At 40.3% G+C, this 26,448-nt stretch carries 26 protein-coding genes and 1 other annotated feature; of the genes, 23 read left to right on the top strand and 3 right to left on the bottom strand.

The genetic code is table 11. The features are described 5' to 3' along the window. Positions 1 to 48: 48 nt before the first annotated feature. From V4T18_RS10195 to V4T18_RS10220, 6 genes are all read left to right on the top strand, one after another. Complete coding sequence (locus V4T18_RS10195; RefSeq protein ID WP_332649102.1) at positions 49 to 1,239, top strand: ABC transporter substrate-binding protein; 1,191 nt, start codon at positions 49 to 51, stop codon at positions 1,237 to 1,239. A 103-nt stretch (positions 1,240 to 1,342) separates the two neighbouring features. Further along, complete coding sequence (locus V4T18_RS10200; protein WP_332649103.1) at positions 1,343 to 2,218, top strand: branched-chain amino acid ABC transporter permease; 876 nt, start codon at positions 1,343 to 1,345, stop codon at positions 2,216 to 2,218. A gap of 9 nt (positions 2,219 to 2,227) precedes the next feature. Further along, complete coding sequence (locus V4T18_RS10205) at positions 2,228 to 3,166, top strand: branched-chain amino acid ABC transporter permease (protein ID WP_332649104.1); 939 nt, start codon at positions 2,228 to 2,230, stop codon at positions 3,164 to 3,166. Continuing rightward, complete coding sequence (locus tag V4T18_RS10210) at positions 3,163 to 3,936, top strand: ABC transporter ATP-binding protein (RefSeq protein ID WP_332649105.1); 774 nt, start codon at positions 3,163 to 3,165, stop codon at positions 3,934 to 3,936. The genes V4T18_RS10205 and V4T18_RS10210 overlap by 4 nt, the downstream gene beginning before the upstream one ends. A 1-nt stretch (position 3,937) precedes the next feature. Further along, the gene (locus V4T18_RS10215) at positions 3,938 to 4,645 is read left to right on the top strand and encodes an ABC transporter ATP-binding protein (protein ID WP_332649106.1); all 708 of its coding nucleotides are present in this window, start codon (positions 3,938 to 3,940) and stop codon (positions 4,643 to 4,645) included. Positions 4,646 to 4,705: 60 nt separating this feature from the next. Further along, complete coding sequence (locus V4T18_RS10220) at positions 4,706 to 5,203, top strand: cupin domain-containing protein (protein ID WP_332649107.1); 498 nt, start codon at positions 4,706 to 4,708, stop codon at positions 5,201 to 5,203. 75 nt (positions 5,204 to 5,278) lie between these two features. Here the strand turns inward: V4T18_RS10220 and V4T18_RS10225 are convergent, their stop codons facing one another. Next, on the bottom strand, positions 5,279 to 5,998 hold the full coding sequence (locus V4T18_RS10225; protein ID WP_332649108.1) for a DUF6904 family protein: 720 nt from the start codon (positions 5,996 to 5,998) through the stop codon (positions 5,279 to 5,281). A gap of 25 nt (positions 5,999 to 6,023) precedes the next feature. Further along, positions 6,024 to 6,722, bottom strand: coding sequence for a 23S rRNA pseudouridine(2604) synthase RluF (gene rluF / locus V4T18_RS10230; RefSeq protein ID WP_332649109.1), 699 nt, complete (start codon positions 6,720 to 6,722; stop codon positions 6,024 to 6,026). A gap of 461 nt (positions 6,723 to 7,183) precedes the next feature. Here rluF and adh point away from each other — a divergent pair, with 461 nt between their 5' ends. From adh to V4T18_RS10255, 5 genes are all read left to right on the top strand, one after another. Beyond that, complete coding sequence (gene adh / locus V4T18_RS10235; RefSeq protein WP_332649110.1) at positions 7,184 to 8,704, top strand: aldehyde dehydrogenase; 1,521 nt, start codon at positions 7,184 to 7,186, stop codon at positions 8,702 to 8,704. Positions 8,705 to 8,722: 18 nt separating this feature from the next. Further along, positions 8,723 to 9,076, top strand: a complete 354-nt coding sequence (locus V4T18_RS10240) for a DUF779 domain-containing protein (RefSeq protein ID WP_332649111.1) — start codon at positions 8,723 to 8,725, stop codon at positions 9,074 to 9,076. Positions 9,077 to 9,187: 111 nt separating this feature from the next. After that, on the top strand, positions 9,188 to 10,162 hold the full coding sequence (locus tag V4T18_RS10245; protein ID WP_332649112.1) for a DUF4003 family protein: 975 nt from the start codon (positions 9,188 to 9,190) through the stop codon (positions 10,160 to 10,162). A gap of 65 nt (positions 10,163 to 10,227) precedes the next feature. Then, positions 10,228 to 11,658, top strand: a complete 1,431-nt coding sequence (locus V4T18_RS10250) for an aldehyde dehydrogenase family protein (protein ID WP_332649113.1) — start codon at positions 10,228 to 10,230, stop codon at positions 11,656 to 11,658. Positions 11,659 to 11,754: 96 nt separating this feature from the next. Beyond that, entirely contained in the window at positions 11,755 to 12,231 is a 477-nt protein-coding gene (locus tag V4T18_RS10255) for an acyl-CoA thioesterase (protein ID WP_332649114.1), read from the top strand. Positions 12,232 to 12,280: 49 nt separating this feature from the next. Here V4T18_RS10255 and V4T18_RS10260 read toward each other — a convergent pair whose 3' ends face one another. Continuing rightward, positions 12,281 to 13,606, bottom strand: a complete 1,326-nt coding sequence (locus V4T18_RS10260; RefSeq protein WP_332649115.1) for a globin-coupled sensor protein — start codon at positions 13,604 to 13,606, stop codon at positions 12,281 to 12,283. 200 nt (positions 13,607 to 13,806) lie between these two features. Between V4T18_RS10260 and V4T18_RS10265 the strand changes: the two genes are divergently transcribed. The 12 genes from V4T18_RS10265 (at position 13,807) to gltX (ending at position 26,144) form a co-directional block, all read left to right on the top strand. Further along, a complete protein-coding gene (locus tag V4T18_RS10265) occupies positions 13,807 to 14,022 on the top strand; it encodes an acyltransferase (RefSeq protein WP_332649117.1) in 216 nt (71 codons plus the stop codon). A 91-nt stretch (positions 14,023 to 14,113) separates the two neighbouring features. Next, a complete protein-coding gene (locus tag V4T18_RS10270) occupies positions 14,114 to 14,419 on the top strand; it encodes a DUF4870 domain-containing protein (protein ID WP_332649118.1) in 306 nt (101 codons plus the stop codon). 162 nt (positions 14,420 to 14,581) lie between these two features. After that, positions 14,582 to 15,061, top strand: a complete 480-nt coding sequence (locus V4T18_RS10275; RefSeq protein WP_332649119.1) for a CtsR family transcriptional regulator — start codon at positions 14,582 to 14,584, stop codon at positions 15,059 to 15,061. Next, positions 15,058 to 15,603 (top strand): UvrB/UvrC motif-containing protein, encoded by a 546-nt coding sequence (locus V4T18_RS10280; RefSeq protein WP_332649120.1) that lies wholly within the window; start codon positions 15,058 to 15,060, stop codon positions 15,601 to 15,603. Before V4T18_RS10275 ends, V4T18_RS10280 begins: the two co-directional genes overlap by 4 nt. Continuing rightward, positions 15,600 to 16,709, top strand: a complete 1,110-nt coding sequence (locus V4T18_RS10285) for a protein arginine kinase (RefSeq protein ID WP_332649121.1) — start codon at positions 15,600 to 15,602, stop codon at positions 16,707 to 16,709. Before V4T18_RS10280 ends, V4T18_RS10285 begins: the two co-directional genes overlap by 4 nt. Then, positions 16,699 to 19,140, top strand: coding sequence for an ATP-dependent Clp protease ATP-binding subunit (locus V4T18_RS10290; RefSeq protein ID WP_332649122.1), 2,442 nt, complete (start codon positions 16,699 to 16,701; stop codon positions 19,138 to 19,140). Before V4T18_RS10285 ends, V4T18_RS10290 begins: the two co-directional genes overlap by 11 nt. Before the next feature lie 165 nt (positions 19,141 to 19,305). Further along, the gene (gene radA, locus V4T18_RS10295) at positions 19,306 to 20,682 is read left to right on the top strand and encodes a DNA repair protein RadA (protein ID WP_332649123.1); all 1,377 of its coding nucleotides are present in this window, start codon (positions 19,306 to 19,308) and stop codon (positions 20,680 to 20,682) included. A gap of 278 nt (positions 20,683 to 20,960) precedes the next feature. Then, positions 20,961 to 22,043 carry a PIN/TRAM domain-containing protein gene (locus V4T18_RS10300; RefSeq protein WP_332649124.1) on the top strand — a complete coding sequence of 361 codons (1,083 nt, stop codon included), beginning with the start codon at positions 20,961 to 20,963 and terminating at the stop codon, positions 22,041 to 22,043. A 17-nt stretch (positions 22,044 to 22,060) separates the two neighbouring features. After that, the gene (gene ispD, locus V4T18_RS10305; RefSeq protein WP_332649125.1) at positions 22,061 to 22,744 is read left to right on the top strand and encodes a 2-C-methyl-D-erythritol 4-phosphate cytidylyltransferase; all 684 of its coding nucleotides are present in this window, start codon (positions 22,061 to 22,063) and stop codon (positions 22,742 to 22,744) included. 264 nt (positions 22,745 to 23,008) lie between these two features. Then, positions 23,009 to 23,950 (top strand): serine O-acetyltransferase EpsC, encoded by a 942-nt coding sequence (gene epsC / locus V4T18_RS10310; protein WP_332649126.1) that lies wholly within the window; start codon positions 23,009 to 23,011, stop codon positions 23,948 to 23,950. A gap of 124 nt (positions 23,951 to 24,074) precedes the next feature. Then, on the top strand, positions 24,075 to 24,551 hold the full coding sequence (gene ispF / locus V4T18_RS10315) for a 2-C-methyl-D-erythritol 2,4-cyclodiphosphate synthase (protein WP_332649214.1): 477 nt from the start codon (positions 24,075 to 24,077) through the stop codon (positions 24,549 to 24,551). A gap of 132 nt (positions 24,552 to 24,683) precedes the next feature. Next, complete coding sequence (gltX, locus tag V4T18_RS10320) at positions 24,684 to 26,144, top strand: glutamate--tRNA ligase (RefSeq protein WP_332649127.1); 1,461 nt, start codon at positions 24,684 to 24,686, stop codon at positions 26,142 to 26,144. Positions 26,145 to 26,201: 57 nt separating this feature from the next. Beyond that, positions 26,202 to 26,419: a binding site (T-box leader), on the top strand. The last annotated feature ends 29 nt before the right edge of the window (positions 26,420 to 26,448 follow it).

The following is a 26,448-nucleotide window of genomic DNA, read 5'->3' on the forward strand; positions in this document are numbered from 1 at the left end:
AGAAATATCTAATATTTTAAAAAGTTGAATTTGGGGGATGGTATGTTTATGAAGCATGCAAAAATGAAAAAGTTTGGTTCAATCTTTTTAGCTTCCGCATTAATAACAGGGGTGTTAGCAGGATGTGGTTCAGATGACAAAGGAAGCTCTTCAGATGGCGGGGGCGAAATTAAAATCGGGGGGAACCTTGAACTATCTGGACAAGTAGCAACGTATGGTTCATCTATTAATGATGGAGCGAAGTTAGCAATTAAAGAGATTAACGATGCAGGCGGTATTGACGGAAAGAAAATTAATTATGTTGCTGTTGATAATAAATCAGATAGTGGTGAGGCAACATCAGTCGCTTTACGTCTAGCTGAACAAGAAAAGGTAGTTGCGATGTTAGCTCCAGCGACTTCTGGTAATACAAATGCAACGGTACAAATTGCGAACCAACAGAAGGTGCCGATCGTAACAGGTTCAGGTACAGCTGAAAACATTACAGTGGATAAGGACGGGAAGGTTAATGATTATGCATTCCGTACATGCTTCATCGATCCATTCCAAGGAATTGTTGCGGCCAACTTTGCTACGGAAACACTGAAAGCAAAAAATGTAGCCATCTATGCGGATAGTTCATCTGACTATGCAAAAGGGTTAGCGGCAGCATTTAAAGAGCAAATCGAAAAAAATGGTGGCAAGGTAGTCATTGAAGAGGCGTATGTAGCTAAAGACGTTGATTTCAATTCTACATTAACGAATATTAAGGGAGAAAATCCCGACTTTGTATTTATTCCAGGATACTATGAGGAAGTTGGCTTAATTGTTAAGCAAGCGCGAGAAATCGGTATAGATGTTCCTTTAATGGGAGCTGATGGCTGGGATTCACCAAAATTAGTAACATTAGCTGGAGCAGATGCATTAAACAATACATTTATTACAAATCACTACTCGTCAGCTGATCCAGACCAAAAAATTCAAGATTTCGTAGGCTCATTTGAGAAGGAATATGGCGAAGCACCAAACGCATTCCATGCATTAGGGTATGACTCTATTTACTTCTTAAAAGATGCTATTGAGCGTGTAGATGGTGATATTACGGGTGAAGCAATTCAAAAAGCTTTAGCAGCAACAAAAGATTTAAGCTTAGTTACAGGTACATTCACAGTTGATAAAAATCATAATCCAGTAAAATCTGCAACAGTTTTAGAATTTGTAGATGGCAAACAAGAGTTCAACTCTAAAGTAAATCCTTAATCGATGAATGAAAAGGAGGGGTGAATCATGCCCTCCTTTTTCCCGTTTTTAGGAATACTTTTTTACACTAGTTAAAAGAAGTAAAATAGGGGAGTGAATTTTTATGGAATGGTTACAGCAGCTTGTGAACGGTATTTCAGTTGGAAGTATCTATGCGCTAATCGCTCTTGGCTATACGATGGTTTACGGAATTATTAAGCTTATTAACTTCGCCCATGGGGATGTATTTATGCTAGGTGCCTTCATCGGATTTTTTGCAATTGTCCGTTGGGAAATGCATTTTATACCAGCTCTATTATTAGCTATGGTGCTTTGTGCAGTCATTGGAGTCATTATTGAAAGGGTTGCGTATAAGCGTCTTCGGAATGCAACACGAATTGCGGCTTTAATTACAGCTATTGGGGTTTCGTTGTTAATAGAATACACAGTGATTTTCTTCCGTGGTGCTTCGACAGAGGCATATCCAGAGGTTTTTAAAATAAAATCATTTGATGTTTTCGGTGTACAAATTAGTACGAAGGCGATTTTAGTTTTAGTGATTTCAATCATCTTAATGGTTATTCTGCAATTTATTGTTCATAAAACAAAAATCGGGAAGGCGATGCGGGCGGTATCTCACGATGCAGATGCGGCACGTTTAATGGGGATTAACGTTGATAATACAATTTCGGCAACATTTGCAATCGGTTCAGCCTTAGCAGGAGCGGCAGGTGTAATTTTTGGGATATATTACAATCGAATTGAACCATTAATGGGTATCTTACCTGGCTTGAAGGCATTCGTTGCAGCAGTACTTGGTGGTATTGGAAGCATTCCAGGTGCAATGGTTGGCGGAATGATCCTTGGCGTAGTGGAAACAGTTGTTAGTGCCCTTGGCTATTCCTTATGGCGAGATGCAGCAGCCTTCGTAATATTGATTTTAATTTTAATTTTACGACCAGCGGGTATTTTTGGTAAAAATACTCGTGAGAAAGTGTAGGTGGGCGACATGAAGAAGTCTAAAGTTTTTTGGGGCTATATAATCTTAGCGCTAGTAATCTATGCCGTCGTGCAAGTTTTAATTAATACAGGTACGATTAATTATACGTATCAAAATTTATTAATTACGATGTGTATTAATATAATGCTAGCTGTCAGTTTGCATTTAATTATCGGTGTTACCGGTCAGTTCTCGATTGGACATGCAGGCTTCTTAGCGGTTGGTGCTTATGTTTCAGGGATTTGTACGATGAAGTTTGAGTTGCCGTTTGTTACGGCAATTATTATTGGTGCAGTTGTAGCAGCTTTAGTAGGGTTACTTGTTGGAATTCCAACGCTACGTTTAAAGGGCGACTATTTAGCAATCGCAACACTCGGTTTTGCAGAAATTATTCGTATTTTCTTCTTAAACATGGATTATGTGGGTGGCGCGTCAGGGATGCAGGTTACACACCAATCCACTTGGACATATGCATTCCTTTGTGTAGTTATCACTATTTTAGTCATTGCGAATTTTACGAAATCCCGCCACGGTAGAGCGTGTATTTCTATACGTGAGGATGAAATTGCTGCAGATGCAATGGGGATTAACACGACGTACTATAAAGTAGCTGCGTTCGTAATTGGTTCCTTATTTGCAGGGGTGGCAGGCGCAATTTACGCACATAATTTCTATATTTTACTACCAACAACCTTCAACTTCTTAAAGTCTTTTGATATTTTAATTTTTGTTGTACTTGGTGGGCTAGGTAGTTTATCTGGATCTGTAATTGCCGCAATTTTCTTAACACTTGTATCGAATTATTTACAGGAATTCTCAGAAACACGGATGATCATTTATTCGTTAGTTTTAATCCTTGTGATGCTCTATCGTCCTAAAGGGTTAATGGGAACAAAAGAAATCACAGATTATTTGAAGTTTGGTAAAAAAGGAGGTACGAAGATATGAGTACACTTCTTCAGGTCGAAAATTTAGGTATTACATTCGGTGGGCTAAAGGCTGTTCAAAAGGTTGATATATATATAAATAAAGGCGAATTAATTGGTCTAATTGGTCCGAATGGCGCGGGGAAAACGACCACGTTCAATATGCTAACGGGTGTTTATGCACCTACAGAAGGATCGATTATATTTAATGGAAAATCGATTGCAGGATTAGATCCGTATAAGGTAACGCGCGGTGGAATCAGTCGTACGTTTCAAAATATTCGTCTATTTAAAGAGCTGTCGGTGCTAGATAATGTAAAAGTAGCAAATCATTCTTTAGCCAACCATAACATATTATCCTCCATTTTCCGCTTACCAAAGCATTTCTCTGGTGAGGAAAAGATGGAAAAGGAATCATTAGAATTTCTAAAAATTTTTGAGTTAGATGGCTACAAGGATGAGCTAGCGAAAAATTTGCCTTACGGAATGCAACGTCGATTAGAAATTGCACGTGCACTTGCTGCGGGTCCACAGCTATTGTTGTTAGATGAACCGGCAGCTGGGATGAACCCACAGGAGACACAAGCTTTAATGGAATTAATTGCATTCATTCGTAAGGAGTTTGGATTGACCATTCTATTAATCGAGCATGATATGCATTTAGTAATGGGGATTTGTGAGCGAATCTACGTGCTAGATCATGGACAATTAATTGCAGAGGGTACACCAGAAGAAATTCGTTCGAATCCGGTTGTCATCGAAGCGTATTTAGGTGAGGAGGTTACGGAATAATATGCTAAAGGTAAATGATATCGATGTATATTATGGCAATATTCAAGCATTGCGTGGCATCTCCTTAGAGGTAAATGAAGGTGAGATTGTTACTTTAATCGGAGCAAATGGTGCAGGGAAAAGTACATTATTGAAAACATTGTCAGGTCTGCTGAAGCCAAAGCGGGGCTCTATTGAATATTTAGGAGCAGCCATTGATGGAAAGCCGGCACAATCTATTGTGAAAGTAGGTATTTCCCATGTTCCGGAAGGGCGTCGTGTTTTTGCTAATATGACGGTAGAAGAGAATTTAGATCTTGGCGCCTACTTACGTAAGGATCGGGATGGTATAAAAAAGGATATGGCTCATGTGTATGAATTATTTCCACGTCTGCACGAGCGTAGGAAGCAAATCTCCGGTACGTTATCAGGTGGAGAACAGCAAATGTTGGCAATGGGGCGTGCACTCATGGCAAAGCCAAAGCTTATTTTAATGGATGAGCCGTCAATGGGTTTAGCACCATTAATGGTAAAAAACATTTTTAATATTATCGAAACCGTTAATAAAGAAGGTGTAACGGTACTGCTAGTAGAGCAAAATGCCAATATGGCTTTATCTGTAGCGGATCGAGCGTATGTACTAGAAACAGGGAATATCGTATTGTCGGGTACAGCTAAAGAATTACAGGAAAGTGAAGAGGTACGAGCTGCTTATTTAGGTGGTTTGTAATCAATCTTATTTTCAGGCGGGGCGTATTTTGTTATTGTGTAGTATAAAGGAGTGGACATCATGAAATTTTCAGCACAATACTATATTGAGAACTTAAACTTAATTGCTCATAAGGAAGGTGGCTACTATGCTTCCACGTTTACAGGCGAAGAACAGGTGGAAACAGCACAAGGCGCGCGACCGGGTTATACGAGCATCTATTTTTTACTTCGTTCACAAGATATCTCGCATTTGCACCGTTTAAAATCGGATGAGCTTTGGTACTATCATGCAGGTAGCCCGCTCACTGTGCATATTATTTACGAGGATGGCACATATGAAGCGAAAAAGCTTGGTTTAAATATTGAAAATGGCGAAGCTCCGCAAATCGTTGTACCGAAAAATGCTATTTTTGGTTCATCAGTTGATGAAGCACATACATTCAGCTTAGTAGGCTGTATGGTTTCACCTGGCTTTGATTATGCGGATTTTGAATTGTTTACACAGGAAGAATTGATTGCTCAGTATCCACAGCACGAAGCAGTCATTCGTAAAATGGCATATGAAATATTAGACTAAAAAACAGCCCTATCTTTGAGGAATTTCAGAGATAGGGCTGTTGTTTCTAAGAAAACAGGGCCGCTTGTACTTTTCTTACCAATCAATCGTTTCAGGATATTTAAGAGTGATTTCAAGTTCATGCAATGAATTTTTTGTTACTTTGGCTGCACTAAGGAGCTGATCTTTTAATGCCGCATAATTTTCATCTTCAATTAATAAGCGGATGGCGAAAGCAGCAATATGACTTTCACGCTCCTCTTTTGACAGCGCAAGATACTCCAGATTAAGGACATCTACGTACTGTGTAGCATAGCGGAAATACGCAGGTTGCTTGGAGTGCAGCATTTGAATGAAGACGTTATAATGCTCCTCATCAATTAATTCTTTTAAACTATCAGCGATCAATGCTTGAAAACGTCTAATGACGGCAATACTAATATTCCAATCTGAATTATCGATCATTTCCTGATGCAAGCGAATAAAATCATTTAAAGCAATGGCCGTAAAAATTAACTCTGGTAGTAGAACTTCAACTGAGAAGTAAACATTTTTTTGTGGTGCAATTATTTTTTTCTCAATTTCAAGACCTTTATGTATACCGTTCGTAATGAACTCGACATTACGCTCCCCCTTCATCGCATGCCGTAATTCTAAACATACGCCTAGAATTCGATTGCGTGCTCCCTGGAAGTCGTAATATCGATTTTCATCTCCTGTTACTTGATAAATGGCGGTTAAAAGCTCATCAATGTCCCAGTAGTCGCCGCTAATACGAGCGCCTGTTAAAAGTTCGGTAGGTTCAACTGTCAGCATACAAACTCATCCCCTTTAATGAATGCTACTGTTTATAGTGTAGTAATTGAAATAGCTCTGATCGTTCTTTTTCAGTTAAATCTCGCCATTGTCCAACCTTTAAATTGCCTAAGTGAATATTCATTATACGAATACGTTGAAGCCGACGTACAGAATAGCCTAGTGCTGAACACATGCGGCGAATTTGGCGATTCAGTCCCTGCTCTAAAATAATTTTGAATACGGTATTGGATACCTTTTCAACTCGGCATGGTAGTGTTTTTGTATCTAATATTTCAACGCCAGCTGCCATGTTTCGTAGGAATGTCTCGGTAATAGGTTTATCGACTTGTACAACATATTCCTTCTCATGATGGTGTTCCGCCCGTAGTATCTCATTGACGATATCACCATCATTCGTCAGCAGTAACAGTCCTTCAGAATCTTTATCAAGTCGGCCAATATGAAAAATACGTAGCGGATGATTGACAAAGTCCACAACATTTCCTTTAATATGACGTTCCGTTGTACTCGTAATGCCGACCGGTTTATTCAGTGCAATATACACAAGCTGCTCCTCTTTTTGAACAGGCTTGCCATCTACACAAACCGAGTCGCCCTCTGTTACTTTACTACCTACAGTAGCTAGCACACCGTTAATCGTCACATGGCCATCCTCAATCCATTTATCTGCACCTCTTCGCGATACGATGCCAGCCTCACTTAAAAATTTATTTATACGCATATTTTTTCACCTTCTTTAACAATAGTTTCAGTATACATGATGGACCACTGTTAAAAGAAGTAGACCTTGTAAATTACTAATAAATTTTAACCAATATGTTCTGAAAATGCCCTAACTCTTCGCATAATTGAACATGTATAAAGCATAAGTTGATAGGGTGGGTTAAAAACCTAAATAGTGTTATTTTTCATTGTCATATAAACCTCTATTAGATAATAAACATAATAATGAAATACCAGGCATATTCATCATCATAAAAAATATCAATACAATTTAGAGTTTCTATAATAACTAGATTCATTGAATTCTATAAATTCAGAAAAAAGATAGTTTTGTATCGATAATGTTTCTGTTTTCTGATAATATTATGGTTGTAATACCTTTTTCTTACACATTTGTGTTGATTGCCAGATGTGTTCAGAAAAAGGTATGGAATAAAAATGTAAAGGGGAGAATTTTCAATGGTTTATGCATTTCCAAACACAGAAGGCGCAGTTGTAAATTTCAAGGAACGTTACGACAACTATATCGGAGGTAAATGGACACCACCGGTAAAAGGGCAATATTTTGATAATATTTCACCCGTCACTGGAAAAGTATTTACACAAGCAGCACGCTCTACGGAAGAAGATATCGAACTAGCATTAGATGCAGCACATGAAGCGAAGGATGCCTGGGGTGCAACATCAGCTACTGAGCGAAGCAATATTTTATTAAAGATTGCTAATCGCATAGAGGAAAACTTAGAAGTGTTAGCTGTGGCGGAAACTTGGGACAACGGTAAAGCTGTACGTGAAACATTAAATGCTGATTTACCACTGGCAATCGATCACTTCCGCTATTTTGCAGGTGCAATCCGTGCTCAAGAAGGAAACCTGAGTCAAATTGATAATGATACAGTGGCATACCATTTCCATGAGCCGATTGGTGTTGTGGGACAAATCATCCCGTGGAACTTCCCTTTACTGATGGCCGTTTGGAAGCTAGCACCAGCACTGGCTGCAGGAAACTGTGTTGTGCTAAAACCAGCGGAACAAACGCCAGTTTCAATCATGGTGTTAGTAGAATTAATTGAAGATTTATTACCTCCGGGTGTACTCAATATTGTAAATGGTTTCGGCTTAGAGGCAGGGAAGCCCCTTGCGCAAAGTCAGCGTATTGGTAAGATTGCCTTCACTGGTGAAACAACAACAGGCCGTTTAATTATGCAATATGCATCTCAAAACCTTATTCCAGTTACACTAGAGTTAGGTGGGAAATCACCAAATATTTTCTTTGAAGATATTATGGATCAAGACGATGAATTTTTAGATAAAGCTGTAGAAGGTTTTGTTCTGTTTGCACTAAATCAAGGTGAAGTATGTACTTGTCCATCCCGTGCGCTTATTCAGGAATCTATTTACGATAAATTTATGGAGCGTGTTTTACAGCGAGTAGAGGCGATTCAAACAGGAAATCCACTAGATCCGAATACGATGATGGGTGCTCAAGCATCCTCAGAGCAGATGGAGAAAATTCTATCTTATTTGGATATAGGAAAACAGGAAGGCGCAGAAGTGTTAATCGGTGGCGATCGTAATGAGCTAGAGGGCGATTTTACAAACGGTTTCTATATTAAGCCTACAGTATTTAAAGGAAATAATAAAATGCGTATTTTCCAAGAAGAGATTTTTGGACCAGTTGTTGCTGTAACTACGTTTAAAACGAAGGAAGAGGCTCTGGAAATTGCAAATGATACATTATACGGCCTAGGCTCTGGTATTTGGACACGTGATATTAATACGGCGTATCGCTTTGGACGTGAGATTCAAGCTGGGCGTGTGTGGACAAACTGCTATCACCAATACCCAGCACATGCTGCATTTGGCGGCTACAAAATGTCAGGTGTAGGCCGAGAAAATCATAAGATGATGTTAAGTCATTATCAACAAACGAAAAACTTATTAGTGAGCTACAATCCAAATAAGCTAGGGTTCTTCTAAACGATAGGAGGTGCTCGTGTGCTACAGCGAGTCATTGCGACGGAAGCTGCACTGGCATTAATCGAGTTACTAAAGGAACGGCACGGCGCGATTATGTTTCACCAATCTGGGGGCTGCTGTGATGGATCATCGCCAATGTGCTATGAGCAGGGCGACCTTCTTATAGGAACACAGGATGTATTACTGGGTGAAATTGGTGAATGTCCGTTTTATATGCATAAGAATCAATTTGACTATTGGAAGCATACGCAGCTTATCATTGATGTAGTGGACGGAAGAGGCGGCATGTTTTCCTTAGAAGGAGTAGAAGGTAAGCGATTTTTAACAAGATCGCGTGCTTTTACGAAAGAGGAATTAGCCGAGCTTTCATAAGAACGTTATACCTTTGCGCCAAGTTCGTATGGCGCAAAGTTTTTTTATTTTCAGATGAAACGTTAAGATGGGGTAAAACGTATTTAATGGAAAGGAGTGGTGGAAATGTATGTGGACTTTATACGTCAACTAGAATTGAACTATAGGAAAGTTTTTAATTATACAGGAGGCGCTCCGGACCTACGTGTAGTCGTTTCCATGGCAGCGCAATATACGTTTGCTGGGGCTGTGTACAGTGGAGTTCGTCATCAAGAAGTTGTTGATAGAATTGAGCAAGGCGAATCATTTTTGAGTATTTTCCGTACATTTGGAGGCCAAGCGGGAATGCAATTAAAGCTGGCTGCTCACTTATTATTAAACGGGAATGTAGAGGAGGAAATTTTAAGGCTTAAAAAGAATGATGCACTCCTACAAGAATGCAAATTTGCTCGTTCCCCGTACCGAGTGGTGAGCGCGTTATTTGTAGAGGATACGGCCCATGCAGTACGGGCATTGGCATTACATAGAGCGATGAATAAGCACCACCCGATTTTAACGACGAAAAGTGATTTTCCTTATGCTATTTTGCTAACAGCTGGAAATGAAGATGATGTACATATACGGGCGAAAACGATGCATGAATACTATATTCGACTAAAAGAATTAGACTTTAAAATGGGCGATACGTTGCAATCCTTAACACAGCTTATGACGTTGTATAGCGCACAGTATGAAGAACAGTTTGCGTTATATGTGGCGAAGCTAAAGGATGAGCTAGAGCAACGAGACGTCAAAGTGAAAAAACTACATTATCCGTTTATCGGGATTTTAGCGTTAACAGCGACCGATACACAGTTTATCGAGAATATTATTGATTTACATAAGGGATTAACTTCATTAAAAATGTTTAAGGGTGTAGAGGAGTTAGCGTTAGTCGTTGCAATTCAAAAGCTAGTAAAGGATTATGGGGCGGTACAAGAAGTCATCGATGTTAGCAAATATAGTAGATGGCAGGAGCTTCTCGAGTTTAGTGAATTTTTTGTTTGCTTCCCATCGGCTATTTCTAATGGAATCGGTGAGATATTTAACGTGGATTTTAATTTGTAGATGCGCTACCATTTCAATAAACATTACAGTTTACGTAGTGAACATTGTTGGAGGTGCAATTAATAATGAAGGAAACCCGGTTATGGATTAACGGACAATGGGAAAGTACAGAGAATACGTACGATCTACAATCGCCTTTTTCAGGGGAAATCCTTGCAAAAGTAGCCAAGGCTAATAAGTCGGATGTGGAGCGGGCAATAATAGGTGCACATCAGGCTTTTCAAACATTTAAAGGGACAACAGCATACGATCGGGCAGAAATTTTATATAAAGTAGTAGATATTATGCGTGCTCGTAAACAGGAGCTTGCAGAGATACTAGCCCATGAGGCAGCAAAGCCGATTTCCGCTGGATTAATAGAGCTCGATCGAACAATTGCAACGTATCAATTTTCAGCAGAAGCTGCTAAGGGGTCGACGGGTGAGACGGTACCGATGGATGCTGCACCGGGTGTAACAGATCGGATTGGCTACACAAAACGTGTACCGCTAGGCGTAGTATCGGCAATAACACCATTTAATTTTCCGTTCAATTTAGTTGCACACAAACTTGGTCCGGCTTTTGCGGTTGGCAATAGTGTGGTGTTAAAGCCTGCAACACAAACACCACTGAGTGCATTAGCTATGGCAGAAATCTTTAAAGAAGCAGGCTTGCCAGCTGGTGTTCTGCAAATTGTAACAGGCTCAGGTAGTGAGCTAAGTGATATGCTTGTCACGCATCCACTCGTAAAAAAAGTAACGTTTACAGGAAGTGGTGCTGTCGGCTTAAAGCTAAAGGAAAAGGTCGGCCTACGTAAAATTACACTAGAGCTAGGCTCCAATGCAGCGCTTATTGTGGAGCCATCGACACCAATTGAAAAGATTGTTGCTCGCGCCGTTGGAGGTGCTTTTGGCTTTGCAGGACAGGTTTGTATTTCTCTTCAGCGTATTTATGTACAAAAATCGATTTATAATAAGTTCACAGCTGCTTTTGTTGAGCAAGCAAAAAAGCTCCAAATAGGAGATCCACTTCATCCTGCAACAGATGTAAGTGCTATGATTCATCCGAATGAGGTGGCACGTATAAAAGCATGGATTGAAGAAGCGAAAGCACAAGGCGCAGTTGTAGCTACGGGGGCTGAATTTACGGATAGAACATGCTCACCTACTGTCATGACAAATGTTCGCGCGGATATGAAGGTTGTTTGTGAAGAAACATTTGCACCAATCGTTTCTATAATTCCGTATGAAACACTAGATGAGGCAATCGAGCTCGTGAATGCATCGGAGCTAGGGCTGAACGCTGGAATTTATACAAATGTGTTAACAGATGCCATGAAGGCGGCGGAGTTAGTAGAAGCGGGAGCAATTGTTATTAACGATATCCCTACGTTCCGTACAGATAATATGCCTTATGGAGGCGTGAAAATGAGTGGTTATGGAAAAGAAGGTATTCAATACGCAATTGATGAAATGACCGATTTAAAATTTATTACGATTAAAACAATATTCTCATGAAGTTTGCAATGGTTTTGCTTATTTCAGTGAAAGATTTGAAATGAAGGTTTTTAAGGTGATACAGTAAATGTATCATCTTTTAGGGAGTGCTAAACAATGGGGAATACCGTGCCAATGAGCTTTTCACGCACACACCAAACGCGATTAATTTTACCGTCTCAAACGAATCATCATAAATCCATCTTTGGTGGACAAGTGCTATGGTATATAGATGAAATTGCCGCATTAGCTGCGATGAAGCATTCGCAAGGAGAGGTAGTGACGGCCTCTATTGATTCAGTAGATTTTGTCTCATCAGCCTTTGCCGGAGATGTATTGGAGCTAGAGTCTATTGTAACGTGTACCGGCCGTACCTCAATGGAAGTATATGTTCGCGTCGTATGTCGGGATGTTAAAACAGGAACAGAGCGTTTAACAACGGAATCCTTTGTTACAATGGTAGCTATTGATGAAAGTGGAAAACCTCGTGAGATTCCGGGGATTTATCCTGAAACAGATAGGGAACGTCGCCTTTTTGAAACAGGCCCAATGCGTCGTGAATATCGTAAAATGAAGCGAGAATTATCGCATTAATTTTATAGGTCGTACAAGGCTATTCCTGCTGCCCTGTACGACCAGTTTTTTATTCTTTTGTTAATTCATCGACAACCTCTATTAAAGAATCTGAGGAGGATGAAACTTGTTTTGCCCCATGTGTTAATTCTGTAATTAAATTTGAAATGGTATCAATATCCTCCGAAGTGCTTATATATTGCTCCCGAATACCCGATACGGCCTCTGCAATGGAATTAAATGAAGAGGTTAGTTCTTGTTGCGTTTCAACGCTCACCTGTACTTGTGAATCCACGCTGTTAACGGAGCTAGCCATCTGCGTAATATTACTTTCAGTTTCTTTAATCAGTAGGGAGACGTTGTGAACCGCATTTTTTGTTTCCTCCGCTAATTTGCGAACCTCATCTGCCACAACTGCAAATCCTTTTCCGTGTTCACCCGCACGTGCTGCTTCAATTGATGCATTCAAGGCAAGTAAATTTGTTTGATCTGCAATGCTTGTGACGAGTCCGACAATGTCGGATATTTTTTGGGATGAAACACTTAATTCAGACATCGACGATTCTAATTCATCCACACGATCTAGGATGGCTCTCATTAGTTGAGTTTGTTTACCTAGATGCTCCTTACCAACATTCGATTTACTTTCAGTTTCAGCAACAAAGTCAAGCCCCTGGTGTGTGGCTGCAGCAATCTCATCTGTTTGTAAGGCAATTGCTTGGAGAGATGCCGTTGTTTCAGCACTAATTGCATTAAGCTCATGTGCTGTGCCTTGGATGGTATTGACTAAAGTGTGTTTGACATTTTCGGCCTGTATGCGAATACGCTCCTCCTCATTTTCATATGCCTCGATAACTAATTGCTGTTCGAGGTTAATGATTTTAGAAAAAGCATTTATCGCTAAAGTGGCATCCTTAGTAGATAGCTTAAGTTCATTGACAAAGTTAATAAACGTCGTCATCAGCGATTGAAACGACGCTAAATACCATTTAGAGCGAAGTCCGATGCGAACGTGTGCATGGGCAATAGCTTTACGTTCTTCAATATATGCACGATCAATTGTACAGTTAAATATATCTTGAAGGTGCTTGTTCAATGTAATCTTTAACTTATCGATACGTGAAGTTCTTTGAATAATGGCCATTAAGTTATTACATTGACTAATCGCCTCGTAAAATTGATCAACCATCTTGGGAATGGTGTCTTTGGTTAATGGCTGTAATTGTTTAAGAATAGCTAAATCAGTAGCTGTAAGATGTAATAATTGAATTTGCTTGGTTACTTCAGGATCGGTAACATCTAGCTTAACTTGTTGGATGTATTTTTCTGTTTCAAAAAAGCTGCCGTTTGTCGTTGTGCTTGATTTAGTAAACCAGTTAATCATTGCATTCTCCATTTCTTCTATACAAATATAAATACCTACTACCTATTTTATAGTTTTCTATGCAATTATGGACCTATTTTGTAGAAAATTTGTAATTTCCCTTTTGATATTTTGTCATAAATAACACAGATATGCTACTATTTGTTTTTTATTTATATAATCGGTAAAATGAAAGTGGTTTGACTATTATTTCAAAGCAAAGGGAGTTAACGATGAAGTTTTATAAAAAGCGTTTAAAATATGTGATTCCTTTAACAATTGTGGTAGCTGTAACATCTACAATGATGTTATTTAATCGATTTCCTGATGTACCTTCACTACATAAGTTTTTAATTCTAGTGAGTGCAACCATTTTCACAGCGATTATTTCGTATTTTCTATTCCCTCAGCCTGATGAGGATCGACCAGAAGATCGTGGTCCATACTAGTCACCAGACAATGGTGGCTTTTATTTTGAAACTTTTTCATAAGCTAACCGTATATGTACTATAAATAAATTAATAAAAAGGATTGATATAAATGGAATCTAAATGGTTGAAGGTAATCCTGCATGCAAGTGCTTTTTTTGCTCCTTTGTTAGTGCCACTATTTATTTTCTTAATCTCTACAGAAGAAGAAGTAAAGAGGTTATCTATCCAAGCCCTGTTATTCCAAGGAGTTATGTGGTTGTTAGTCGCGATTTCGGCGGCATTAATCATTGTGCTAATTGGCATTCCATTTTTAATGATTTTCTCCATCATGGGTATTGTTGTTCCTATCATCGGTATTATTAAAGCAATTAATGAAACACCTTGGAACTACCCAATTGTAGGACGATGGGTATAATTTTTGTAAAATCGGTAAAATCTTAAAAGAGATTTTGCCGATTTTTTTATTTCCTTTCTTAATAAAGTATATGGGCTTTTTAATTGCTTTTCGTTTTTTTCGTTCTGTATAATATAGTCAAAGATAGTCAAAGTCAGTAGTTGAACTGGGGTGAGGTATAAATTGAGAAATATCTCTGACATCATTGAAGGTTATTTAAAACAAATTATCGAATTACAAGGGCAAGGGCATATTGAAATTAAACGAAGCGAGCTGGCGGATAAATTTCAATGTGTACCATCACAAATAAATTATGTTATTAATACTAGATTTACAGCAGAGCGTGGCTACTTAGTTGAAAGTAAGCGCGGCGGTGGGGGATATATCCGCATTTTGAGGGTTGAGATGCATTCACAGCAGGCTTTGTTTGATGAAATGCTAAATCAAATTAGAGTGAGCATTCCACAAACGACAGCAGAGCATATCGTCTATCGGTTAATTGATGAGGAAATCATCACGAAAAGGGAGGCGAAGCTAATGCTAGCAGCCATTGATCGTTCGACGCTTCAACTCCCCTTGCCAGTAAGAGACGAGCTGCGGGCACTTATACTAAAAGCGATGCTACTTACATTAAAGTTTGAAAAAAGGGGTGAGCAGCCATGATTTGTGAGCATTGCAAGCAAAGACATGCAACAGTGACCGTTACACAAATACAAAATGGTACTAAACTAGAACGCCATTATTGTGAGGAGTGTGCATCACAATTTCACCCATTCCATTTTGATTTACAGGAGGAGCCAGTCTCTATCCATCAGCTCATGTCTAACTGGTTCGGTATGCCAGCATGGAAAAATAAATCGCAGGAGGAAGTACAGCAGACGAAAAAAAAGAATGCATGCCCGTCCTGTGGATTTACATTTAGGCAATTTCTTAAGGTTGGTAAATTTGGCTGTGCCATATGTTACGACACATTTAGGGAGCAGCTACCGCCTGTCTTAAAGCGCCTTCAAGCAGATGTGAAGCATGTTGGGAACGAACAAGTTGAAGTAAAGCAAATAGCACAATTGCAGCAGATAATTGATCAAATACGCCAGCAAATGCAGCGAGCGGTTGCAGAGGAGCGCTTTGAGGAAGCAGCAAAGCTTCGCGATGAAGTGCGTTCAATCGAGCGTAAGCTAAATGTTGGAGGTGTAGATGCACCATGAATATCGAACACTTTTTGAAAAATACGACGCCATCTTGGATTGAAGCATCGGGAGAAAATGCAGATATAGTAATGAGTACGAGGATCCGATTTGCTCGTAACTTAAATGGAATCCTCTTCCCTATTAGTTTTTCTGAAGAAGATGCAAAGCAAGTGGATGAGGCAGTCATGAAAGTGTTACTAAGTATTGACAATAACGATACTCATTTCTCTTATTTTTCAATGAAAGAAATGTCGGCTCTCCAGCGTCAAGTCTTAGTTGAAAAGCATTTAATTAGTCCAAACTTAGCGAAGCACGAAAAAACCGCGTCTGTGTTTTTAACAGAGAATGAGGCAATTAGTGTAATGGTTAATGAGGAGGATCATATTCGAATACAATGCTTATCACCCGGTACGAGGTTAATTGAAACGTATGAAAAAGCAAAACGGGTAGATCGTTACTTATCAAAGCAGTTAGCGTATGCATATGATGAACAGTTCGGATATTTAACAAGCTGTCCTACCAATGTTGGAACTGGTTTGCGCGCTTCCGTTATGATGCACCTGCCAGCACTGACAATGTCTAAGCAAATGAATGTATTAATTCAAATGATGGCTAGGTTAGGAATGGTTGTACGAGGGTTTTACGGTGAGGGTAGTGAGAATCTAGGGAATATCTATCAAATCTCAAACCAAATCACACTAGGAAAATCAGAACGAGAAATTTTAGATGAGCTACAAACCGTCGTAGAGCAAATTATTCAAAAGGAACGAAAAGCTCGTCAGCAATTATTTGCTCGTGCTCCAGTTACACTTGAGGATAGATTATATCGTTCGCTAGGAACATTGCTGTATGCACGGGTGTTATCGAGTGAGGAGGCAGCCACATGCTTATCGAATGTTCGATTAGCAGTGGACCTGGAAATTATTCAACATCTATCGATAGCTCAGCTTAATGAATGTATGTTACTTTTACAGCCAGGCTTTATACAGCAATATGCAAATACAGAATTACGGCCGGAAGAACGTGATATCTTCCGCGCAAAATTATTACAAGAGAAATTGAGAATGCAAAATCGAAATGAACCTATGACAAGGGAAAAGGGAGAGGATTCTTATGATGTTTAATCGATTCACTCAGCGTGCACAAAAGGTTTTACAATTAGCTCAAGAGGAAGCGATTCGTTGGAAGCACGAGTCAATAGGTACAGAGCATATTTTATTAGGGCTAATTCGCGAGGGTGGCGGTATCGCAGCGAAGGCTTTGGAGGCTATTGACATTAGCCCGCAAATGATTGAATCAGGAATTGAAGAGCTTGTTGGCAAAGGGAAGGAAAATGTAGGGCCGATCGTGCACTATACGCCACGTGCGAAAAAGGTGATTGAGCTTTCAGTAGATGAATCTCGTAAGCTAGGCCATTCTTATATCGGCACAGAGCACATTTTACTGGCACTTATTCGTGAAGGCGAAGGGGTTGCAGCCCGCGTATTAGCGAATACAGGTGTTAGCTTAAATAAGGCGCGTCAGCAAGTGCTGTTACTGTTAGGGAATAACGATGCGAATGCAGCAGGGGCGCAACAAAGCCAAGCAGTCAATACACCTACGTTAGATAGCCTAGCCCGCGATTTAACAGCTGTTGCCCGTGAAGGCTCATTAGATCCTGTTATTGGCCGTTCAAAGGAAATTATGCGTGTAGTTGAAGTGCTATCACGCCGTACGAAAAACAATCCGGTATTAATCGGGGAGCCTGGTGTTGGTAAAACGGCAATCGCAGAAGGCCTAGCTCAGCAAATTGTTAATAATGAGGTACCTGAAATTTTACGTGATAAGCGCGTTATGACATTGGATATGGGGACGGTAGTTGCCGGAACGAAATATCGTGGTGAATTTGAGGATCGTCTGAAAAAAGTGATGGATGAGATTCGTCAAGCAGGCAATATTATTTTATTCATTGATGAGCTTCATACATTAATCGGTGCAGGTGGAGCGGAAGGTGCTATTGATGCATCCAATATTTTGAAGCCGTCACTAGCCCGCGGTGAGTTGCAGTGTATCGGTGCCACAACATTAGATGAGTACCGCAAATACATCGAGAAAGATGCGGCATTAGAGCGTCGCTTCCAACCAATTCAAGTGGATGAGCCAACAATTGATGAAACGATTCAAATTATGAAGGGCTTACGAGATCGTTATGAGGCACATCATCGTGTGAAAATTACGGATGCGGCACTAGATGCAGCGGCCAAATTATCAGACCGTTATATTTCGGATCGTTTCTTACCAGATAAAGCGATAGATTTAATGGATGAAGCTGGCTCAAAAGTTCGCTTGCGTTCATTCACAGTTCCGCCAAATCTAAAAGAGCTTGAAAATAAATTAGAAAATGTTCGCTCTGATAAAAATGGCGCGGTACAAAGCCAAGAATTTGAAAAAGCGGCGGCACTTCGGGATACAGAACAAAAGATTAAAGAAGAGCTAGAGCAGACGAAAAAAGAGTGGAAAGAAAAGCAAGGGAAGGAAGAATCGGAAGTTACAGTTGAGGATATTGCAGCGGTTGTATCGATGTGGACGGGAATCCCTGTATCTAAAATTGCACAAGAGGAATCAGCGAAGCTGTTAAATCTTGAGGATGAGCTGCATAAACGGGTTGTAGGTCAAAGTGAAGCGGTAGAAGCCATTTCCCGTGCAATACGTCGAGCTCGCGCTGGGTTAAAGGACCCTAAACGTCCAATAGGTTCATTCATCTTCCTAGGGCCAACCGGTGTAGGTAAAACAGAGCTTGCTCGTGCGCTTGCAGAAGTGATGTTTGGTGATGAGGATGCAATGATTCGAATTGATATGTCTGAGTATATGGAGAAGCACTCAACATCTCGTTTAGTCGGGGCTCCTCCAGGCTATGTAGGGTTTGATGAAGGTGGCCAATTAACAGAAAAAGTACGTCGCAAACCGTATTCTGTTGTCTTACTAGACGAGATTGAAAAGGCACACCCAGATGTATTCAACATTTTACTACAAGTATTAGATGATGGCCGCCTGACAGATTCCAAGGGGCGCGTTGTGGACTTCCGTAATACCGTTGTCATTATGACCTCTAACGTAGGGGTAGACGCGTTGAAATTCAAGAAAAATGTTGGCTTCAACTTAGGTGATCCTGATTCGAAATATAAAGATATGAAGAGCACAATGCTAGAAGAGCTGAAAAAAGCCTTCCGCCCAGAGTTTTTAAACCGTATCGATGAGATGATTGTGTTCCATTCTTTAGAAAAAGAGCAATTGAAAGAAATTGTGTCATTCATGGCAAATGCTTTAACAAAACGTCTAAAGGAGCAAGATATCGAGCTAGAGCTTACAGATGCAGCGCTTGAGAAAATTGCTGAGGAAGGATACGATCCGCAATATGGTGCGCGCCCGATCCGTCGTGCATTACAAAAGCATGTAGAAGATCGTTTATCAGAAGAGCTATTAAAAGGGAACGTTCTAACAGGTCAAGTCGTAATCTTTGATTATGTTGACGGTGATTTTAAAATTCGTGGAAAAGAAAAAGCTGTAGAGGCGTAATCGTTTAGCATGCAAAAGCCTTCCGTAAAGTGAGTGAATTACTCGTTTTTCGGACGGCTTTTCTTTATTGAGGAACAATATATTTAGGTTTGCTAGGTGGAAATCGACTCATATAAAGCGCCCCTTCATTTTGATATAATAGAAATAAAACCCTAGGAGGCTTTCATGGCGAAAAAGAAAACAAAGTTTATGTGTAATAGTTGCGGCTATGAGTCTGCAAAATGGATGGGGCGATGTCCGGGCTGCGGCAACTGGAACACGATGGTTGAGGAAGTAGAAATCGTATCTAAAGGTCCGCGCGGTGCATTTCAGCATTCAACATCATCGACGCAAAAGGCTACACCACTTATAAACGTAGAAACGATGGAAGAAGCACGAATTGTTACGGAAATGAATGAGTTAAACCGAGTACTCGGCGGCGGAATTGTGGCAGGCTCCCTTGTTCTCATTGGCGGCGATCCAGGTATCGGAAAATCAACGTTATTATTGCAAGTGTCTGCGTTACTTTCAAATCGAGGTCACCGAGTGCTGTATATTTCCGGGGAGGAATCGGTTCGGCAAACAAAGCTACGAGCAGAACGATTAGGCGTGAAATCAGCCGAGCTTTATATTTACTCAGAAACGAATTTAGAGTTTTTACATCAAACGATAGAAGAGGTACAACCGAAATTTGTAATTGTCGATTCGATTCAGACAGTGCATCATCCGGAGGTAACAAGTGCTCCTGGAAGTGTGTCGCAAGTGCGTGAATGTACCGCCGAGCTAATGCGCATTGCGAAGACGAAAAACATCGCTATATTCCTTGTTGGACACGTTACGAAGGAAGGTCAAATTGCAGGTCCCCGTCTTCTAGAGCATATGGTAGATACGGTGCTTTATTTTGAAGGGGAGCGTCATCATAATCACCGTATCTTGCGTAGCCAAAAGAACCGCTTTGGCTCAACAAATGAGATTGCAATATTTGAAATGCTACAAGGTGGATTAAAGGAAGTGTTAAATCCATCCGAGCTTTTTTTACAGGAGCGCTCACAAGGTGCTGCAGGCTCAACCATTGTGGCATCAATGGAAGGGACACGTCCGATTCTAGTAGAAATTCAATCTCTCGTCACGCCGACAAGCTTTAACTATCCGAAGCGTATGTCAACAGGAGTAGACCAAAATCGTGTACAGCTACTAATGGCAGTGCTTGAAAAAAGAATGGGTATGCTACTGCAGGCTCAGGATGCCTATATTAAAGTAGCTGGTGGTGTGAAGCTAGATGAACCAGCCATAGATTTAGCCGTCTTAACATCCATTGTATCGAGCTTTAAAGACCAAGCTGTCCGTGCAACAGATTGCTTTATCGGTGAGGTGGGATTGACGGGTGAGGTACGACGTGTAAGCCGTATTGAGCAGCGAGTACAAGAAGCCGCAAAGCTTGGTTTCCGACGGGCATTTATTCCGGCATCGAATTTGGGTGGCTGGGATTTCCCAGAAGGTATTCAAGTCGTCGGTGTGGAAACGATTGCTGATAGCTTACGTGCATGCTTTAACGATTTATAGAATAAAGAAGGAGTATCGAAAAGGTAAAACTTTTTGATTCTCCTTCTTTGTTATTGAAGGGCGATAATTGTGAAAATAAATCCCCATAAGGCTGTTTTAAAATGCTCTACCTCAATGATTAAAATGTGGTTTTTAATATTTTTTCGCTCGTTAGGGAACTTTAGACTTCTCGTTGGTGTCTAAGGGTGTATACGTAAATGTTTTTAGTAAAAAAGCTAGATGTTTTGCATCGCTATGAAACGGACAACTATGTATAATAAAAGGAAGGAGGTGAAAATATGTTGAAAAAGGTAATTCAAGTTGCATTCCTATTTATTGGAGGAGCGTTAGGTCTCATTTTCTTACCGCCATTATACGAACTTATTCATTTATCATCTAATCCGTGGCTCAACAATCCTTATATTTCAGTAGCGATAGGGGCATCTTTATTATTTATATTATCCTTTGTTTTGTCGGATTATTGTGTGCGTCTTATTACGTGGATGGAAGAGGTATTGTTTCGCTTGCCAGCAGGAGATCTACTATTCGGTACACTTGGTTTAATTGTCGGATTGAGTGTAGCGTTTTTGATTGGATTTGCTGTTGAAAGGATTCAGTTACCGGTTATTACCGATATACTGCCGATTATGTTTTCAATTGTTCTAGGTTATTTAGGATTTCGTCTCGGCTTTAGTAAACGGGATGAGCTTCTTCAAATTTTTACGAAATCAGGTAATCCAAATAAGAAGCGAGCTACAGATGCATCTCAAGATGGAAAGCCGATGTATAAGCTGCTAGATACAAGCGTGATCATTGATGGACGTATAGCAGATATTTCTGAGACAGGTTTCGTGGAGGGGACGTTAGTTGTAGCTCAATTCGTTCTAACGGAGCTTCAGCATATTGCAGATTCATCGGATACATTAAAGCGTACACGTGGACGACGTGGCCTCGATATTTTAAAACGGCTTCAAGACGAACGACAATCCAAAGTACTAATTGTAGATGATGATTTTGAAGATGTGGGTGAGGTCGATTTAAAGCTAGTTCGTCTGGCGAAAAAAATGGACGCGCAAATATTAACGAATGATTTTAACTTAAATAAAGTATGTGAACTGCATCAAGTTCAAGTATTAAATATTAATGACTTAGCGAATGCTGTTAAACCTGTTGTTATTCCGGGTGAGGATATGCAGGTCGTCGTGATTAAAGACGGCAAAGAGCATAATCAAGGTGTTGCGTATTTAGATGATGGAACGATGATTGTTGTAGAGGGTGGTCGAAGCTATATTGGCCAGGCAATTACCGTTACAGTAACGAGTGTGCTGCAAACTTCTGCGGGGCGAATGATTTTCGCGAAGCCAAAGGAAGAAACTGCATAAGAGTAGGAAGTGGAAATGTGGAGTATGAGGTAGTATTGCCTGCAGCAGGTAGTGGAAAGCGGATGGGTGCCGGACAAAATAAATTATTTTTACAGCTTGCCGAAAAGCCGATTTTAATTCATACATTGAACGTGTTTGAAGCGGATGTCAATTGTACTGGCATTTGGCTGGCCGTAAAGCCTGAGGAGCGTTTATTTATCGAAGCCTTGTTAGCTCAGTACAACATCACAAAAGTAAAGGGTCTGCCAGCTGGTGGTGAAGAGCGACAGCATTCTGTGCACTCCTGTATTAAAGAAATGAGCAATGTAAATATCGTGCTAGTACATGATGCGGCTCGTCCATTTATTACGCATGGAATTATCGAACGTCTTGCCTCGACGGCATTTGTTAAAGGTGCAGCTATTGCAGGGGTACGTGCGAAGGATACGATGAAAAAGGTGCGCGATGGAGTCATTACGGAAACGGTTGATCGTGAAAGCTTATGGATGATTCAAACGCCACAAGCTTTTCGTTTTGATTTATTAGCAGAGGCCGAAGATGTAGCTGAAAAGGTAGGTTTTCTCGGGACAGATGAGGCGATGCTAGTTGAACGTCTTGGGCATGAAGTGCATATCGTTGAGAGTAGCTACGAAAATGTGAAAATGACGACAAAGGAAGATTTAATTTTCGGTGAAGCTATTTTAGCGAGTCGAAAATCATAGCAGGACCGATAATCTCATTAGATGAATGAAGCTAGTGGGATTTTTGTTTGGGAAAATCCGTTATTTGTCTGAGCTATAATAGGAGAGCGAATGTTTCGTTGGAAATCCAATCCCTTTTAGAAGGGTTGGACTCTCAAGAGATTCCTTTATAAACAGAGGTCTTGCAAACCGTTTATTTATTTTGTACGCTTAATCATAACTATAATGATATGGATAATTCGAAATTTAAAGACTGACAATAAATTTTTGGGGGGAGCAAACGCTATGAAACTAAACGAATGGTTAAATAATGAAATTCCGAATATCGCAAATTCCCTAAACGAAATAAATAAACAAAACTTTGATATTCAAAATTCAATTGGGTTTGCTGGTAGAGATGCGATTTATGAAATTCTACATAGCTTTCATGAAGCGCTATTCCCAGGTATTTATGATAAAAACCCGAGCAATGAATTGAGAGTAAATGTTGAAGTAAGTGGGAAATTAAGAAGAGCCGCATTAGATTTACGTGATATTATCGAGAAAGTATTGTTTGACAGTCATTACAATGAGCACGAGGAAGATGATTGTAAAGCATGTCGAGAAAAAGCGGATGCCACGGTCATGACACTTATTAATAAATTTCCGACAATCCGCCACATCATTCAAACGGACATTCAAGCTGCCTATAACGGTGATCCGGCGGCCATTTCAACAGAGGAAATTTTGTTAAGCTATCCGTCCATTACAGCTGTTTGTATTCATCGTATTGCACATGAGTTATATAAATTAGATGTGCAAATTATCCCACGTATTATGTCGGAGTATGCACATCAATTAACAGGTATCGATATTCATCCAGGGGCATCGATTGGTGAATCGTTCTTTATCGATCATGGAACAGGTGTTGTAATTGGTGAAACATGTACGATTGGGAATAACGTAAAAATTTATCAAGGTGTAACGCTTGGTGCTCTAAGCTTCCCGCTGGATTCTAACGGAAATCCGATTAAAGGAATTAAACGTCACCCGGATATTGGGGACAATGCAGTCATTTATGCTGGTGCAACGATTCTAGGTGGAGAAACGAGAATTGGCCATGATTCGGTGTTAGGAAGTAATATTTGGCTGACGCATTCAGTCCCACCATATTCGAGAGTGTATAATTCACAGCCATCACCTACGATTAGCAATAGCCAAATTAAAAATATAGACTTTCAAATCTGATTTGTAACGGGCATCCTTTTTGTAAAAGCGGAGAGGGTGTCTTTCTTTTGTACGCCCTTTGTTATTCTATAAAAAGAAGGCTATACTAGAACTATCTAAATATAATGGTAAAGGAAAGATGAACATGTTTCGAGTAGGACAAGGCTATGACGTGCATGCATTCGCAGAAGGACGTAAACTTATTTTAGGTGGTATTGAGATTCCACATGATCGAGGACTGTTAGGTCATTCAGATGCAGATGTACTTCTGCACACAATTACTGATGCAGCACTTGGTGCAATTGGAGAAGGGGATATTGGTCGTCACTTTCCTGATACAGATCCTGAGTGGAAGGATGCAGACTCCGCCAAATTACTTTCATACATTTGGAAAATAGTTGAGGACAAAGGCTATGTGCTAGGAAATGTAGATGCAACGATCATTGCGCAGCGCCCTAAAATGGCACCTTATATAGAGCCGATAAAAAATCGTATTGCCGAATTGTTAAACGCGGATCCATCACAAGTGAATGTGAAGGCAACAACGACTGAAAAGTTAGGCTTCACAGGACGCGAGGAAGGTATCGCTTCACTTGCGACGATTTTACTAATCAAAAAATAACAAGTGAGCGCGTCGCCTGGAGAAATTCGGCGTGCGCTACTTTTATTTAGTAGGGCACAGTGGTAAAATGAACAAAGTCAAAATACATGGTCGAAAACATTTTCAGACATACAATTGAGGAGGCAAATTAACATGACAAAGGAAGTTCGTGTTCGTTATGCGCCATCTCCAACGGGCTTTTTACACATCGGTGGAGCGCGCACAGCGTTATTTAACTACTTATATGCAAAACATAACAACGGTAAATTTATCGTTCGTATTGAGGATACAGATATTGAGCGTAATGTAGAGGGCGGCGAAGCATCTCAATTAGATAATTTACGCTGGTTAGGAATTATTCCGGATGAGTCGATTGATATCGGCGGACCTTATGCACCGTATCGCCAAATGGAGCGCCTAGATATTTATAAGAAGCATGCAGAAGAGCTACTTGAGCGTGGCCTAGCATATAAATGCTTCTGTACATCAGAGGAATTAGAAGCATCTCGTGAAAAACAAAAGGCAGCAGGTGTAGCGGCTCCTACGTATGATGGTACATGCCGTAACTTAACAGCAGATGAGGTTGCTGCAAAAGAAGCAGCAGGTGTTCCTTATACAATTCGAATGCGCGTACCGGCGGGTGTTACATACAAATTTACGGACTTAGTGCGTGGTGAGGTAACATTCGAGTCGAAGGATATCGGTGACTGGGTGCTAGTGAAAGCAAACGGAATCCCGACGTATAACTACGCTGTTGTACTAGATGATCACTTTATGGATATTACACATGTATTCCGTGGAGAAGAGCATTTATCGAACACGCCAAAGCAAATGATGATTTTTGATGCATTTAGTTGGGAATATCCTGAGTACGGTCATATGACGTTAATCGTCAATGAAGATCGTAAGAAATTATCGAAGCGTGATGAATCAATTATTCAATTCGTGGCGCAATATAAAGATTTAGGATACTTGCCTGAAGCAATGTTTAACTTCTTCGCGTTACTTGGCTGGTCTCCTGAAGGGGAAGAAGAAATTTTCTCTCATGATGAGCTTGTTAAATTATTCGACGAGAAGCGTCTATCGAAGTCGCCGTCGATGTTCGATAAAACAAAGCTTACATGGATGAATAACCAATATATTAAAAAGTTATCTCGTGAAGAGGTAGTGGCGTTAGCTTTACCTCATCTACAAAAAGCGGGCTTACTTCCGGAAGAGCTATCAGAGGAGCAAGCGGCTTGGGCAGCCGATTTAATCGGTCTTTACCATGACCAAATGAGCTACGGTGCAGAAATCGTTGAACTTTCTAGCCTATTCTTCAAGGATGACCTTGCATATGATGAAGAGGCAAAGGAAGTCCTTGCGGGTGAAACAGTACCGGCAGTAATGGCTTCTTTTAAGGCACAGCTAGAAGCGTTAGAAACATTCGATGCGGATTCAATTAAAGCGGCCGTAAAAGCTGTGCAAAAGGAAACGGGTGCAAAAGGAAAAGGCTTGTTCATGCCAATTCGTGTTGTGACAACTGGACAAACACATGGTCCTGAGCTACCAAATGCTATTGCATTAATTGGGAAAGAAAAAGCGATTGCACGAGTAGAAAAATACGCTAATTAACAAAAATATTGATTTTTCAAAAAACTTATGTACAATTAATATACATTTATAAATAATCGTATCGCGTTGAAAAGGAGAAGTACACAATCCCTATGCCCTAAAGAGAGGACTATCACCGGCTGAAAGTAGTCTGAGCGGAGGATGTGGAAATGCACCTTTGAGTACTTTGCTGAAATGGAAGTAGGCAAGTCGAGTAGTCCTCGTTACCGGACAGTAAAGTGGAAGGTGCTTGCCTTCAATTCAGAGTGGGACCGCGCGGAAATTGCGTCTCTGTCATCTAACCTAATGGGGATGATAGAGGCGC

Source organism: Lysinibacillus sp. 54212, assembly GCF_036662795.1.
In the GTDB taxonomy this organism is placed as follows: Bacteria; Bacillota; Bacilli; order Bacillales_A; family Planococcaceae; genus Lysinibacillus_B.